This window comes from Streptococcus fryi (genome assembly GCF_053206505.1).
In genome coordinates, this window is record NZ_JBRUGW010000005.1 from 32,165 (window position 1) to 47,207 (window position 15,043).

Annotated in this window: 19 protein-coding genes; 3 read left to right on the forward strand and 16 right to left on the reverse strand. The window is 38.8% G+C overall.

What is annotated here, in order from left to right; all coding sequences use genetic code 11:
- Position 1: 1 nt before the first annotated feature.
- The 11 genes from ACVRZH_RS02510 to ACVRZH_RS02560 all read right to left on the reverse strand — a co-directional run bounded on the left by ACVRZH_RS02510 (position 2) and on the right by ACVRZH_RS02560 (position 7,532).
- Positions 2-727 (reverse strand): pseudouridine synthase, encoded by a 726-nt coding sequence (locus ACVRZH_RS02510; protein WP_447453753.1) that lies wholly within the window; start codon positions 725-727, stop codon positions 2-4.
- Positions 717-1,295 carry an SMC-Scp complex subunit ScpB gene (gene scpB / locus ACVRZH_RS02515; protein WP_447453754.1) on the reverse strand — a complete coding sequence of 193 codons (579 nt, stop codon included), beginning with the start codon at positions 1,293-1,295 and terminating at the stop codon, positions 717-719. Before scpB ends, ACVRZH_RS02510 begins: the two co-directional genes overlap by 11 nt.
- Entirely contained in the window at positions 1,292-1,999 is a 708-nt protein-coding gene (locus tag ACVRZH_RS02520) for a segregation/condensation protein A (RefSeq protein ID WP_447453755.1), read from the reverse strand. Before ACVRZH_RS02520 ends, scpB begins: the two co-directional genes overlap by 4 nt.
- Positions 1,989-2,780 carry a site-specific tyrosine recombinase XerD gene (xerD, locus tag ACVRZH_RS02525; RefSeq protein WP_447453756.1) on the reverse strand — a complete coding sequence of 264 codons (792 nt, stop codon included), beginning with the start codon at positions 2,778-2,780 and terminating at the stop codon, positions 1,989-1,991. Before xerD ends, ACVRZH_RS02520 begins: the two co-directional genes overlap by 11 nt.
- Positions 2,777-3,256 carry a cyclic-di-AMP-binding protein CbpB gene (gene cbpB, locus ACVRZH_RS02530; RefSeq protein WP_447453757.1) on the reverse strand — a complete coding sequence of 160 codons (480 nt, stop codon included), beginning with the start codon at positions 3,254-3,256 and terminating at the stop codon, positions 2,777-2,779. The genes xerD and cbpB overlap by 4 nt, the downstream gene beginning before the upstream one ends.
- Entirely contained in the window at positions 3,253-3,774 is a 522-nt protein-coding gene (locus ACVRZH_RS02535; RefSeq protein WP_447453758.1) for a metallophosphoesterase, read from the reverse strand. Before ACVRZH_RS02535 ends, cbpB begins: the two co-directional genes overlap by 4 nt.
- Positions 3,756-4,763 (reverse strand): nucleoside-triphosphate diphosphatase, encoded by a 1,008-nt coding sequence (locus ACVRZH_RS02540; protein ID WP_447453759.1) that lies wholly within the window; start codon positions 4,761-4,763, stop codon positions 3,756-3,758. Before ACVRZH_RS02540 ends, ACVRZH_RS02535 begins: the two co-directional genes overlap by 19 nt.
- The gene (gene racE, locus ACVRZH_RS02545; RefSeq protein WP_447453760.1) at positions 4,760-5,554 is read right to left on the reverse strand and encodes a glutamate racemase; all 795 of its coding nucleotides are present in this window, start codon (positions 5,552-5,554) and stop codon (positions 4,760-4,762) included. The genes ACVRZH_RS02540 and racE overlap by 4 nt, the downstream gene beginning before the upstream one ends.
- Before the next feature lie 105 nt (positions 5,555-5,659).
- A complete protein-coding gene (locus ACVRZH_RS02550) occupies positions 5,660-5,905 on the reverse strand; it encodes a YneF family protein (protein ID WP_447453761.1) in 246 nt (81 codons plus the stop codon).
- A 147-nt stretch (positions 5,906-6,052) separates the two neighbouring features.
- Positions 6,053-6,742: a Bax inhibitor-1/YccA family protein gene (locus tag ACVRZH_RS02555; RefSeq protein WP_447453762.1), complete on the reverse strand. Its 690-nt coding sequence runs from the start codon at positions 6,740-6,742 to the stop codon at positions 6,053-6,055.
- A 49-nt stretch (positions 6,743-6,791) separates the two neighbouring features.
- Positions 6,792-7,532 (reverse strand): TrmH family RNA methyltransferase, encoded by a 741-nt coding sequence (locus ACVRZH_RS02560; RefSeq protein ID WP_447453763.1) that lies wholly within the window; start codon positions 7,530-7,532, stop codon positions 6,792-6,794.
- 124 nt (positions 7,533-7,656) lie between these two features.
- Here ACVRZH_RS02560 and ACVRZH_RS02565 point away from each other — a divergent pair, with 124 nt between their 5' ends.
- Positions 7,657-7,932 carry an acylphosphatase gene (locus tag ACVRZH_RS02565; protein WP_447453764.1) on the forward strand — a complete coding sequence of 92 codons (276 nt, stop codon included), beginning with the start codon at positions 7,657-7,659 and terminating at the stop codon, positions 7,930-7,932.
- Between the two features lie 86 nt (positions 7,933-8,018).
- Complete coding sequence (yidC, locus tag ACVRZH_RS02570) at positions 8,019-8,951, forward strand: membrane protein insertase YidC (RefSeq protein WP_447453792.1); 933 nt, start codon at positions 8,019-8,021, stop codon at positions 8,949-8,951.
- A 275-nt stretch (positions 8,952-9,226) separates the two neighbouring features.
- On the opposite strand, the gene ACVRZH_RS02575 is transcribed toward yidC, so the two are convergent.
- The gene (locus tag ACVRZH_RS02575) at positions 9,227-9,982 is read right to left on the reverse strand and encodes an esterase family protein (RefSeq protein ID WP_447453765.1); all 756 of its coding nucleotides are present in this window, start codon (positions 9,980-9,982) and stop codon (positions 9,227-9,229) included.
- 11 nt (positions 9,983-9,993) lie between these two features.
- Positions 9,994-11,175 (reverse strand): ATP-grasp domain-containing protein, encoded by a 1,182-nt coding sequence (locus ACVRZH_RS02580; RefSeq protein ID WP_447453766.1) that lies wholly within the window; start codon positions 11,173-11,175, stop codon positions 9,994-9,996.
- A 155-nt stretch (positions 11,176-11,330) separates the two neighbouring features.
- On the opposite strand from ACVRZH_RS02580, the gene ACVRZH_RS02585 reads away from it, so the two are divergent.
- Positions 11,331-11,966 carry an MBL fold metallo-hydrolase gene (locus ACVRZH_RS02585; RefSeq protein WP_447453767.1) on the forward strand — a complete coding sequence of 212 codons (636 nt, stop codon included), beginning with the start codon at positions 11,331-11,333 and terminating at the stop codon, positions 11,964-11,966.
- Positions 11,967-12,108: 142 nt separating this feature from the next.
- On the opposite strand, the gene ACVRZH_RS02590 is transcribed toward ACVRZH_RS02585, so the two are convergent.
- From ACVRZH_RS02590 to ACVRZH_RS02600, 3 genes are all read right to left on the reverse strand, one after another.
- Entirely contained in the window at positions 12,109-12,366 is a 258-nt protein-coding gene (locus ACVRZH_RS02590) for a DUF3165 family protein (protein ID WP_447453768.1), read from the reverse strand.
- 19 nt (positions 12,367-12,385) lie between these two features.
- Positions 12,386-14,233 carry a translational GTPase TypA gene (typA, locus tag ACVRZH_RS02595; protein ID WP_447453769.1) on the reverse strand — a complete coding sequence of 616 codons (1,848 nt, stop codon included), beginning with the start codon at positions 14,231-14,233 and terminating at the stop codon, positions 12,386-12,388.
- A gap of 183 nt (positions 14,234-14,416) precedes the next feature.
- Positions 14,417-15,028 carry an anthranilate synthase component II gene (locus ACVRZH_RS02600; RefSeq protein ID WP_447453770.1) on the reverse strand — a complete coding sequence of 204 codons (612 nt, stop codon included), beginning with the start codon at positions 15,026-15,028 and terminating at the stop codon, positions 14,417-14,419.
- Positions 15,029-15,043 lie beyond the last annotated feature (15 nt).

The window sequence follows — 15,043 nt, forward strand, 5'->3', positions numbered from 1 at the left end:
CTTATTTGGTATTATTGATTGCGGCATTATGGAGTTTACTTACCTCTTTTTTGCTCAGACGACGTGATTCTCCCGGACGTAAACCAGTTAAATCTAGGGTTCCAAACTTTGTCCGTGATAATTTATCTACTAAAAGACCAACTGACTCAAACATTTTCTTAACTTGATGATTTCGTCCTTCATGAATGGTCAACTCAACAACTGATCTATTTTTATCAGGTTCAACTTTGATAATCGTGTAACGGGCTGGTTTTGTTTTCTTACCATCGATAACAACACCTCGTGTCAAGGGGCGTAAATTTTCCTTAGTTGCTATGCCTTTCACACGCGCCAAATAGACCTTATCAATCTCATTTCGAGGGTGAATCATTTTATCCGTAAAATCACCATCATTAGTCAAAATCAAGACCCCTGATGTATCCCAGTCCAAGCGCCCAACAGGATAAATACGCTCTCGAACCGTCGGCATTAAATCAACCACTGTCTTACGTCCTTTATCATCTGAAACACTTGAAATCACACCCTTGGGTTTGTTTAAGAGATAATAGACCTTTTCCTCATTGTAAATAGGACTGCCTTCAACCTCTACTCTGTCACCTGACTTGACTAGGGTAGCTAACTCGGTGACCACCTGACCATTAAGTGTGACCAAGCCTTGCTTAATCAACTCCTCAGCCTTACGACGACTAGCTACACCAGCATGGGCTATAAATTTATTAATTCTCATCTTTTTCCCCTTGATTATCTTCCTTTTCCTTAAACAATGTGACTTCTTCCTCTTTTAGTTCTATGGCGCTAGCATCTGGTAATTGATCAAGATGATTTATACCTAAAAAGTCTAAGAAATAGTCTGTTGTCACATAGAGATTAGGACGTCCTAAAACTTCTTTTTTACCATCTTCTTTGATTAACCCTAGAGATAATAATTTCGTAATGGCTCCACTAGAATTGACGCCTCGAATATCATCTACCTCCACTCTAGTCACTGGTTGCTTATACGCAATAATGGACAACACTTCTAAACTTGCTCGTGACAAACTTTGATTGATAGGTGTCTTGGCATAAGAACGTAATAACTCAGCATGTTTAGCTTTTGTCACCAGTTTGTAAGTTTTGGCAGTCTCTAGAAGGCAGAGCGCACTATTCTCATCAGCATCATACTTTTCCTTCAATCGTTCCAGTTGCTGATATAGGGCTGACGGTGTAACATCTAGTAATTCTCCTAATTGCCTCAGTGAAACCCCCTCTTCACCAGCTACAAAAAGTACGGCTTCTAGTTGTGCGATATATGTCATCTTGGCTCTCCTTCTAGTAGAATTTCTCCAAAGGTCTCTGCTTGATAGGCAAAAACCTTATGCACCTTAATCAATTCCAAGGTTGCCAAAAATAGGGTTATCATTTCTGTAAGGCTTTGACTGCTTGCAAACAGTTCTGATAACGGTAATTGTTTGTTAATAGTCAATGCCTCTTCAACTCTTGTCATCATATCTTCAATTTTGTAGTCCTCACGCTCAATAACCGTGTGATCATGTTTGATTGATTCCTGTTTAGCTGACATAATCATCGAAAAGGCTAAGAAAATATCCAATGTTGTCTTGTCATGATTCAATACCATGTCATCATAAATCAATTCTTCCTTAGGTTTGGCAAAAAATTGTGTCCGCCAAGCATGCTGATTAGCGATTTCACCACTAAGTTCTTTATAGGTTTTATATTCTTCTAACTGCGTCAAAAGGGTCAATTCAGGGTCATCTTCCTGTACAAGTGGCTCGACAACTTTAGGGAGGAGCTTTCGACTCTTGATTAGCATGAGTTGGCTCGCCATCACCATGTAGTCGCCCGCTACTTCTAAACGCATGCTCTGTAGTGTCGCAATAAAAGCCAAATACTGTTCGATGACTTCTACGATAGGCACATCATAAATATCCATTTCATACTTTGAGACCAAATGTAATAATAAATCCAAAGGTCCCTCAAAATCTTTTAATTTAATATCCATTTAATTGATAATACTTCTCCAAAGTCACTGTTGTTTTTAACCCTAAGGCTTTTGCTAATTCCAAAATAGACTTTCCTTCCTTGACCTGTTGCAAAATAAATTGCTCTCTCAATTTTTGAGCCGTCAATGTTTCTCTGCCAATCTCAATCAAATAACGGTTAAGCTGATGAAACAGCCATTGCCTTGTGTAAGGTTTTCCTCCATGGTCAAAGAGATAAGACCCTGATAGCTGTTTTTCTAGTACTGAACTAACAAAAGCAGACAAGGCAAGAGTGCGTTGCAATTTACCTTGTCTAATCGTTAAAATCCTAAATGTAAGGTCTATATCACTAACCTTAATCCCTAATATCTCACTCGGTAATAATCCTAAATCTATCATCAAAAGAACAATCAAATAGCCATTACTCAAGTCCTGTTCTTCGTATAGAAAGGACCAATCCAAGAGAGGCTCCATCTGTTTAGTACCAACTTGTGACTTAAGCCTTGTACTAAGCTCTATTTTGTAGAATGCCGGTATTATATTTTTTTGATAGAGAAAATATAAAAATTGATTCACAGCCGAACGCTTACGTTGTTGAGCACTTTTACTAAGTCCCTCTAAAAAGTGACGATAATGCAAAAGAGTCTTCTCGTTGATATCACTTACCATCTGACAGAACTGCTCAAGGTCGTAGTAATAAGCCTGACGCGAATTATGAGACAAATTCTTTTGTGATATAAAAGGCTCTATCTCCTGTACCAATAAAGATTTCTTACTATTAGTTACGTCTTGACTTTTCAACCGGCTGAACCATCCTCTTTTTCAACTATATCATAATGTTTTTTAAAATCATGTAAGAGACTATTAATACTCTTTAAAATGGCTTTTCGTGTGACAATTCCCAAAAAATGCTGTTCTTCTGTAACAACAGGTAGGAAAGACGCATCTACTAATTTATGCATGATTTCAGTTAAACTTGCCGTTGGCAAGATAGATGGAATTCTTTTATTCACCATTAATGAAATATCCATAGTAGCAAAATCATCATCACTAATCTGGTGCTCAGCCTGATAGCCAACAATATCAGCCGCACTAATGGTTCCTATATAGCGTCTATCTTTGGTCATTACTGGAACTCGTGAAAAACCATTACTGGCTAACAACAATAAGGCATGGTCTGTGTTATGAGTATCAATAAAGATAGCCAATTCGTCTGTAGGGGTCATGTAAGAATCGTGATAAACACTTAAAAAGGTTTCAAATTCTCTAGCAATCATCTGTCAAATTCCTTTGATAAACTTGGGTATAAATCATGTTCACGCGTGTAGTAATCAACCTTGATTTTATCATCAGTCACCGTCAAAACAGCATAGAGGCATTCCTTAATATCACCTCTAGGCTGGCTAACAGAACCAGGATTGACAAATATTGTTTTACCGTTTCGCCAAGCTGCTGGACGATGGAGATGCCCATAAAGACAAATATCAGCATCCTCTGATTGAGCCAGTAAATCTAAGCGACTCCAATCAAAATTGATACCATAAAGATGTCCGTGCGTTTGAATAATCGTTAGGCCTTCAAAGCGAGTCACCAAATCATCAGGATAATCCCCATCCCAATCACAATTACCACGCACTACCTTGATACCTGTCCAAACAGATTCTTTAGCTGGAATTTCAGAATCCCCATTGTGGAAAATGGCTGCAACTTGTCCCTCATATCTTGCCTTGATTGCCTCAACAACTGCCCTATCTCCATGAGAATCACTCATTACAACTAATTTGTAGCTAGCCATGTTGGGAACTCCTTCATTAATTTTTGTAAAGCTAAGCCTCTATGTGAAATGGCATTTTTTTCCTCAGCAGATAACTCAGCAGCACTACGCCCTGTTTCACCTACCAAGAACAGAGGATCATAACCAAAACCTCCTTCTCCCTTAGCATCAAAACCAATATACCCATGCCAATCAGCGTCAACAACCAAACTTTCTTTACCTGGTTTTGCAACAACTAAAGTGGAATGGAATTGAGCACTTCGGTTTTTCAAATCAAATACCATTGCTAATTCGTGAAGGAGCTTAGCATTATTTTTAGCATCCGTGGCATCTGGCCCTGAAAAACGAGCTGACCATACTCCAGGTAAGCCACCTAGCACATCAACTTTTAAGCCTGAATCATCGGCCAAAACCATACGTCCCGTCAATTTTGCAATCGTCTCAGCTTTTAGACGGGCGTTTTCTTCAAAGGTTGTCCCTGTTTCAGCCACGTCAGGCAAATCAGGGTAGTCATTCAAGTTTTCCACAGCAATCCCAAGACTAGCAAACATTTGCCTAAACTCTTTTGTCTTACCCTCATTTTTAGTCGCAATCAATATGGTATCACCGACAGCTAACGCTTGGTCTTCTTTACCAAAAAAAGCTGCTTTGGAAACTCCACCTTCTGGGAGGTGAACTAATACTAATTTATCGCCCTCTGTTACCAAAACGGCTCCTTGATGTTGGGTAATGGTCAGTTGGCGCCCCATTTCTTGATTAATCATATCAATGACAAAGGACATCAAGAGAAATGGATTGTCGTATTTTAGGACGTTGACATCATATCCCTTGCTATCCCAGTCAGATGACTCATCTAATCTAGGTGACTCAACTAAATTTTCCAAAGCATGTGATAATCTCATCAGGTCATCACCATGCCCGTCAAACATGCGACCAATCAGATTAAAGCCACCCCATCTGCCGATAAACCAGTTATGATCATCTTTGTATTCGTAAATCTTGTCACTCATAAATCTACATGCTCCACTTCTATTTCCTCTTGTAACCATTCTTGAGCGATAGCTTTAAAACTGCTACTGCTGGCCGTTGTATAAAAACGATGTTTTTTATCACGATCTTGTCGAGGGTGATTAATCTCAAAATAATTCAACAGAACAGAAATATCTCTAATACACTCTGCTCCGCTATCAATCAATTTAACCTCTGGTCCCATCACATTTTGAATGATAGGTCTGAGTAAGGGGTAATGCGTACAGCCCATAACCAAGGTATCAACCTGACCAACTAAAGGCTCCAATGTTTCATAAACCACTTTTTTAGCCAAACTTGAACTCACCTGATTGGATTCAACAATCGGTACAAATTTAGGACAAGCCAAACTCTTAACATCTATCTGAGGAGCTAAGCCAGTTATTGTCTCTTTGTAAACATCAGATTTGACCGTCATAGGTGTGCCAATCACTCCAATATGACCAGTTGTACTTGACTTAATTGCTGCACTAGAGCCAGGTGAAATGACACCCACAACAGGAATATCTAAAGCTGCCTTAACTTCTGACCAAGCTACCGCCGTTGCGGTATTACAAGCAAAAACAATCATTTTAACGTCTTTGGTCAGTAAAAAATTGACCAAATCCCAAGTGAACTCTCGAATTTGTTCTGCTGTGCGAGGACCATAAGGGGCCCTAGCAGAGTCTCCAATATAAACAACTTCTTCATGTGGAAGCTGACGCATCAGTTCGCGTACAACTGTTAAGCCACCCACACCAGAATCTAAAAATCCAATCGGTCTGGTATCCATAATATTTTCCTTCTAAAATAGAGGTTGGAACCCTTCCAACCTCACTTTTTGAATAAGATAGTCTATCCTTTGAACTCTATTTTTTAGCTATCATGCAAGCTATCATTATTTTTTCTTTGCTTTTGCCATTGCATCTTTTTGTTGCTTAATGATTTGACGATAGGTTTGCTGAATTTTAGCCTCACTTGGCTTCTGACCTGTTTGAGACATCATTTCACGAATGGCATCTGGTGTCAAACGTGGGTGCTCACCAAAGTCCTTTTCAACTTGCTTGCGTAGGGTGTAAGCTCCTGCAAAGAATCCACCACCGAAAGCTGCTAATACCAATAAAATCCATAAAAATGTATTCATATTCTATAACTCCTACTTTTATTCACTTCAATAAGTATATCAGATTTATGCTTTTTTTTCAATTATCTACTTGCCTTTGAAAAACATCTCTAAGGAAAAAAACATCTCCAAAAGAAATGTTGGAAATGTTTTTAGTAGTCAGTTATCTTAGTCATTTCTTCCAAAAAGACGAAGTAAGCTAAGGAAAAGGTTGACAAAATCAAGATAAAGGCTGAGAGCCATCGAAATAGCCCAACCATTATTGACTTGACCGCCTGTGCTGCGATAAACATTCTTGATTAACTGATTTTCATGAGCAATCAAGCCTGAAAAAATCACAACAGAAACAAGGCTAATCATGAAACTCATTCCTGAACTTCTTAGGAAAATATTGACCAACCCAGCAATCAATAAGCCAATCAAACCAGCCATCAAGGCTTTTCTCATACCAGACAGGTCTTTTTTGATAAAGCGACCAATTATTGCCATCGTGAAAAATAAGAGAGATGATGACACAAAGGCCGCAAGAACCGTAGCTTGTGCATATCTAGCAATAATAAAGGTCATTGTAAAGCCATTAAGAGCTGAATAAGTAATGTAGAGTGGCAAAGCCATGGGACTATTTTTCCGAGCAGCTCCACTGGCAAACATGACTAAAGCTAATTCGATAAATCCTGCTGCAAAGTAAAGCCAAGGGGAAGTCATGGCGAGATAAGCGATATTTTGCGGGAATAACACTAACATCATGGCTGAAACTAGTGCTGACAAACCAATTCCAAGACCAACAAACCCATAAATTTTAGCGTAAAACGCATTAAGACTCATCTGCTCATTAACATAAATTGTATTTTCTGACATATAAACTCCTTTTCATTAAGTTTTGAACTATTATAACATATATCTATCATCACATGAAATAAAACATTAAGATACCACCTGCCACGGCAACATTTAAACTTTCTGCTTGTCCTGGCATGGTAATATGAACCAATTTATCCGCCTTATCAGCTACCACCTGAGAAATTCCCTTACCTTCATTACCCATGACCAGTAAAAAACGAGATGACTTGTCAACCGTCTGATAATCTACTGATTCAGAAGACAAGGTCGTCGCTAGTACTGGTGTTTTCAATATCTTAGCTTTATCAATAAGCTCAACAATATCACAACGGATAACAGGGAGATGGAAATGACTCCCTTGCATCGATCTCAAAGTTTTAGCATTATAAATGTCAGCACTCTTATCTGAGATAAAAACAGCATCAAAACCTGCAGCATCAGCAGTTCTAATTAAAGTACCGAGGTTACCTGGATCTTGCACATCTTCCAAAACCAAGTAGCGTCCTTGTGATATGTCTGGTAAAACAGGAACATCATAGGCAATTGCTGCTACAACTCCTTGTGGAGATGGTGACTGAGCTAAATCTGCCAAAATCTCCTCTGAAACAATAATGACATTAGGAAGATGAGCTACTGCTTGGGCATGATCTTCTGTGGCAAAAACATGATTAAACGAAGCACCAGATTTCTCCGCTTCTTCTACCAGATGCCAACCTTCAATCAAGTAAGCATGTGTGCGATATTTCTTTTGATGTAACTTTTTAGTCTGTTTGATTAGATTATTTGCTCGTGATGTTATTTTAATCATAATCACATTATACCATATTATTCACTACAAGGTCTTTAAAAACAAGTCCAATCACAACATGAAAACGCTATTCAGATTAGTGATTTGTGCTATAATAGCAGTAACAGGACTACTGGAGGTCAAGATGCAAAAAGTTCGAATATTAGTGTCAGGTCGGGTACAAGGGGTTGGTTTTCGCTTTTTCACTTATACTACAGCTTTGACCATTGGCGATATTTATGGACGTGTTTGGAATAATGATGATGGCACAGTCGAAATTCATGCTCAATCACCATTCCCTCAAAAACTCACCGAATTTATTCAGAATATCCGAAAAGGGAATCCTTTTTCCAAAGTTGCCTACGTTGATGTTGTGCTAACACATTTTCCGGATTATGATAGTTTTAAAATGTCTAGATGAGTCGATTAAGAGTTTTTCAGCAGAAATCTTGTGATTTTAAGAAAAAAAAGGTAGAATAGTTAGGTATTACATAAAAAAGGAAGACAATTGTGACAAATTTAAAACGTATTCTATTTTCAGGTTTAGCCTTAAGCCTACTATTCTTATTATCTGGGTGTGTCCCTACTGACAAGACAACTGGTTTACCAACAGGAGAAGGGCTTATCTATAAGTTCTTAATCGCTCCTATGGGCGATCTTATTCAATACTTTGCTGACAATCAAGGACTAGGCTATGGTTTGTCGATTATTATCGTAACGATTCTTATTCGTGTGCTGATCATCATGCCTCTTGGACTTTACCAAAGTTGGAAATCAACTTACCAAGCTGAAAAGCGTCATTACCTCAACTACATCTTCCAACCTATCCAAGACAGGTTAAAAACAGCAGAAACCCAAGAGGAAAAACTGGCTATTCAAACCGAATTGATGGCAGCTCAAAAAGAATACGGTATCAGTATGTTCGGTGGTATCGGATGTCTGCCAGTCCTAATTCAATGGCCATTCTTTACTGCTCTTTTCTATGCAGCACGCTATACAGAAGGTATCGCCGGTTCTAAATTCCTTTGGTTCCAGTTAGACCATTCTGGCGATATTCCATTGATTGCTATCATCGCTGCCTTGTACCTCTTCCAAGCTTGGTTATCTATGCAGGCTGTTCCAGAAGAACAACGCGAGCAGATGAAAACCATGATGTACTCAACACCGATTTTGATGATCTTCTTTGCTTGGTCATCTCCAGCAGGAGTTGCACTCTACTGGCTAGTCGGAGGAATCTTCTCTATCATTCAACAATTGATTGTTATGTTCATCATTAAACCTAAAATTCGTCATCAAGTTGAAGAAGAGTACCGTCTCAATCCACCAAAACCATACCAACATAAAACAGCCGCACCAAAAGATGTAACACCTAAAACGCAACAAACAATTGAAAACAAACCTACATCTAAGCGTAACGCTGGTAAACAACGTCAAAGATAGACATCTTACAATAACTAAAAATGTGTTAACCACCTATTAAGGTGGTTTTCTTTATACTAAAAAGACTATTAAAAGCATTAAAAATGGAAGATAAGCATCATTTCATTGAAATCACACTTATCTTCCTCCCCTCTAACCATTAACGAGGGAGCAACTCTCATACCAAAGCTGGTTTAGACGACCAATCCAATAAAATAGTCATAATCAATTGAATGACGAGATTAGAGACTTTTGCCATAAATTCGTCTATTACTCTCTAAACCCATTGTATGTCCTTAACCTAATAAGCCATCCACTTCTAAACTGTTCAAGAAATAAGGCATTTGAATACGCCACCAAGGCCAATCGTGTGCGACATCTTCTCCCCAGTAATCAAACCAACCGGTTAATGATTTTGCTTGAAAAGCTCTTTCCAATGCCCTAGTATCTGAAACATGCGGTTCTTCCCATGCTCCTTGACCAACGGCTACAATAAAACGATTTTTTCGATAATGGTCAATAAACCAACCATCTTCTTGATTCCAGAGGTAGTCTAGAGGTGAATTATGATAAATCACCTCGTCTCCATGATACTCTCCTGTAAAGAAACGTACATCATAAACACCTGATAAAGCTACTGCCACATCAAACAAATCTGGATGACGAAAAGCAAAATTGATCGTATGATAGCCACCCATACTACAACCTGTTGCTACCATACCACCGGACCAGCCTGACTCATGACGGATCAAGGGAACCAATTCATTGATGATATAACGGTCATAAGCGTTATGAGCAAGCGCCATATCATGTCCTGATTTATTAAAATTCAACCAAGACTCACTATCATAAGAATCTGGTGTATAAAATGTTACCAGCCCCCTATTAATAAAATCACTACAAGCCTCAATCATCCCAAAATCAGCATATTCATTCTGACTACCACCAGAAGACGGAAATACAATAACTGGTTTTCCTGCATGACCATAGACATTGAAAGCCATTTCCTTACCTAACTCACTACTCCAGTGACTTCTCTGCTCAAAATGCATCACTTACCTCACTATTCCATTTTGTCATGGACAAAGCGAATCATATCTCTCAGTTCATCCATAGTTCTTGTTCTTGCTACGATGCCTAAATCTCCCATAATCTTCGCAAAGACACCCGGAACTTGTTGCATACTAATAATCTGATGACCGTATCTTTCCAAAATCTCATCAATACTATGACGATAGCTATGACTTGACTTACGTGAGATGTAAGCACAATGATAAGCTCTACTAATCTTAGCATCAAAGTGATTGGTTTTGACCAAGTTAGCATAAGCTCTGAAAATATCAAAATCATTAGCATAATTCCACATATCAATTGTCAAACCACCCGGTGGTCTAGCGTTAATTTCAAGCGGTATAAGCTCCTGTGTAGCCTTTACGCGGAAAAATTCAAAATGGAAGAAACGTTCTCTCACATTAAAAGCCTTGACACAAGTACGTCCTAGCTCAATCAGTTCTTGAGATATCTCTCGTGGTATGTAATAAAACATATCTTTATCCTTTGACACCGTCTCCAACAAGGATTCTGAATGTTCATTACTTGAGAAGAAAACCAATTGACCATCTTGGTCAGCCAAACCATCAAAGGTAACAATATCACCATCAACAAACTCTTCCATGATGTAGTCAATACCTAAAGTACGCTGAGCAAAGAACTCCTCTAATTCCTGTTCTGATTTAATCTTGTAAGTATCTGAAGCACCTACACCTGAATTAGGTTTGATAATCACAGGGTATGATAAGTCTTCAGCTAATTGCCTTGCATCCTCATTAGTTGTGAAAACACGACCACGTGCCACTTTAAGACCCGCACCACGAAAAATCTCCTTCATCTGCGACTTGGTCTTTATTCCTTCCATTTCGTCGATCTTATAACCAAAGACATTAAAATCAGAACGCAATTGGGCATCTAACTCTAGCCAATACTCATTATGAGATTCAATACGGTCAATCTTACCATATTTGTGAGCAAAATAAGCCACACCTCGATACATCTGATCATAGTCATGCATATCATCAACACGATAGTATTCTGTTAAATGTTCCCTAAGTCCCTGACTTAAATCATCATAAGAGGCATCACCGATGCCTAAAGTCCTCACACCAGCTTGATGCAAACGATGAGCAAACGTTTCAAAATTTGCTGGAAAATGTGGGGACACCATCACAAAATTCAAGTTTTTTTCCATTTTTCATCCTCACTAAGATAATTTTTTACAGTTTATCATATTTTAAAGCATTTGGCTATAAAATTATCTGAAAATTTTTAAAATAACAACACTAAAAAAGTTATTTTTTAAGCCTATTGACTAGCTTTTTTGATAAAATATGATACACTTTTCTTATGAAGATTTCAAAAATTATTAACCATGTTGTTCACGAAAATACTTACATTCTTAGCAATGATGATGCCATTATCGTCATCGATCCAGGTAGCGATAGCGATACTATTATCACTAAAATCAAAGAACTTGGTAAACCTGTTATTGCTATTTTATTGACACATACACATTATGATCATATTATGGGGCTTGATGCCGTTCGAGAAGCATTTGAACATCCACCAGTCTATGTCTCTGATAAAGAAGCTAGTTGGCTCTACACACCGACCGATAATTTATCTGGTCTTGAGCGTCACAGTGATTTACCTGATGTTATTGCTAAACCCGCTGAAGAGCATTTTCAATATGACGTCCCCTATTATTTAGGTAACTTTACGTTTTCTGTGGTTAAAACACCTGGTCACTCATGGGGTGGCGTTTCCTTTATCTTCCACGATGACGACGTAGTATTCACGGGAGATGCACTTTTTAAGGGAACCATTGGACGCTGGGACTTACCTACAAGTAACCATGAGGATTTAATCAGAGGTATCAAAGAAAATCTGTTCACACTTCCAGAACACTATGTGGTTCACCCAGGACATGGTATGAATACAACTATTGGAACTGAAATCAGATACAATCCACATTTTAATTAGTGTCTGAGATAGAAACTTCTGCCTTAACACATTTTAGTGTAGTACATAAAGCAACAAAAAACTTAGTCTTTCAATGAAGGACTAAGTTTTTTGTCAATTATAACGAGGCACTTAATATAGCAATAAGATTTTCAAACAAGACTTATTTTCCAATCGTTGACCGTTTAACACCCAATCGTGAGATATCCTTCAAGGTAAAATAAGCTAATACTGCCATACCAATTATAACAAACACCTCTGGCGGAGACTGTAAGATTCTTAGAAAGGTCAGAAAGGCCAAAACAATCATCAAGGCAACAAAACCGACTATAGTAATCATATTCATTGTATTTTTAACACTCTTGGGTGCCCCGAAGAGATAATATAATACAATAAGTATAGCGATGATGAGATATGTCATTTTGACCTCCTTTCCATTCTTATTCTTCAGTAGCTAATTTTTTCTTTTTAGCAGCTTTATCACGTTCTGCTTTGTTCAAGATTTGTTTACGAAGACGAATAGACTCTGGTGTGACTTCCATATACTCGTCATCATTCAAGAACTCAAGTGATTCTTCTAATGTCAAAATACGTGGTGTCTTGATAACAGCTGTCTGGTCTTTCGTTGCTGAACGCACGTTTGTCATTTGTTTTGCTGTTGTGATATTAACCGTCAAGTCGTTGTCGCGTGAGTTTTCACCGATAATCATTCCCTCATATACTTCAGTACCTGGGTTAACAAAGATTGTTCCACGCTCTTCAATACGCATGATAGAGTATGTGGTTGCCTTACCAGCATCAATTGAGACAAGAGCACCACGATGACGACCTCCGATTTCACCAGCAACAACTGGTAAATATTGGTCAAATGTGTGGTTCATAATCCCGTAACCACGTGTCATCGATAAGAACTCTGTTGAGTAACCAATCAAACCACGAGCAGGTACTAAGAATACAAGGCGTGTTTGTCCGTTACCTGTTGCTTGCATATCAAGCATTTCACCCTTACGCTCTGACAATGACTGGATAACAGCACCTTGATATTCCTCAGGTGTGTCGATTTGCACACGCTCAAATGGCTCCATCTTCACACCGTCAATTTCCTTGATGATAACTTCTGGACGTGACACTTGTAGCTCGTAACCTTCACGACGCATGGTTTCAATCAAGATAGATAAGTGCAATTCACCGCGTCCTGATACTGTCCATTTATCTGGTGAATCTGTTGGTTCAACACGAAGCGATACGTCCGTCTGCAATTCTGCCAAAAGACGTTCTTCCACCTTACGTGAGGTAATCCATTTCCCTTCACGTCCAGCAAATGGTGAATTGTTAACAAGGAATGTCATTTGAAGCGTTGGCTCATCAATGCGAAGAACTGGCAATGCTTCAACGGCATCTGTCGGTGTGATTGTCTCACCAACGAAGATGTCTTCCATACCAGAAACAGCAATCAAATCACCAGCTTTAGCTTCTTGAATTTCTTTACGCTCAAGCCCGAAGAAACCAAAGAGCTTTGTGACACGGAAATTCTTGGTTGTACCATCTAATTTTGAAAGGGTTACCTGATCACCCACCTTAACTGTTCCACGGAAGACACGACCGATACCAATACGACCAACGAAATCATTGTAGTCAAGTAGTGACACTTGGAACTGTAATGGCTCATCTGAGTTATCAATTGGAGCTGGGATATGCTCAATGATGGTGTCAAAGATTGGTGCCATTGTTTTTTCTTGATCAGCTGGATTATCAGATAGAGATGATGTCCCGTTCAAGGCTGAAGCGTAAACCACTGGGAATTCTAACTGGTCATCATCTGCACCAAGTTCGATAAATAATTCTAAGACTTCATCAACAACTTCTTCTGGACGGGCTGATGGCTTATCAATTTTATTGATAACAACAATCGGAGTCAAGTTTTGCTCCAAGGCTTTTTTCAATACAAAACGTGTTTGAGGCATTGTCCCTTCATAAGAGTCAACCACAAGAACAACACCATCAACCATTTTCATGATACGCTCAACTTCACCACCAAAGTCCGCGTGTCCTGGCGTATCCATGATATTGATACGCACATCGTTATAAGAGACTGCAGTATTTTTAGCAAGGATTGTAATACCACGTTCTTTTTCGATATCGTTTGAGTCCATCGCACGTTCATCTAAGGTCGTACGCGCATCAAGGGTTTGTGATTGCTTAAGCAATTCATCCACCAAAGTCGTTTTCCCATGGTCAACGTGGGCGATAATGGCGATATTACGAATATCTTCTCTTAATTTTGTCATTTGTTTATCCTTTTGTCTTTTCTTTTATAAGGCTGGTAAGGCTAATCTAGTCATACACTGCCACATCAGCCCTTTTCAACTTTAGAATTATACCATAAAAGCCTTCTAAAAAACAGAAATAAGGTAAGTGTAAATGTTTTCATAAGGAATTTAGCTTTTTTCAATGCTTTAGAGACATCTAATTTATAAAACCTCTTCATGCCCTTCTGACGGCAAATCCATCAAGGTATTTTCGTTGACGATGTTAATAAAATTCTCAATCATTCGCATACCATCTGGAGTACCTATACTTTCAGGATGGTATTGGACGGCATATATAGGCAGATCACGATGCTCAAAAGCCATGACTTCTCGATCTGGATGGCTGATAGCTGTGACTTTGAAGCTTTCAGGGAGCTTATCCACTGCTAAAGAATGGTAACGCATGACGGTAAACTCTGATGATACACCTTCAAATAAGCGTGATGGTGCTACCAATGTCACTTGACCTTGTTTACCATGCATGACCTGCCTTGCCAAGCGAACTTTAGCACCAAAAACCTCTGCGATAGCCTGATGCCCCAAACAAATCCCTAAAATGGGCTTTTTATCAACAAAACGCCGAATCAGTTCCTCCATTTGACCAGCATCCTTGGGCCATCCAGGTCCTGGCGAAAAGACAAGAGCTTGCGCCTGATGAGCTTTCTCACTCAGCTCAGGACTATCATTTTTAACCACCTCTACTGTCGTAAAGACAGATAGATACTGGGCTAAATTATAGGTAAACGAATCGTAGTTATCAATCAATAAAATCATCTCTTACACCTTTCC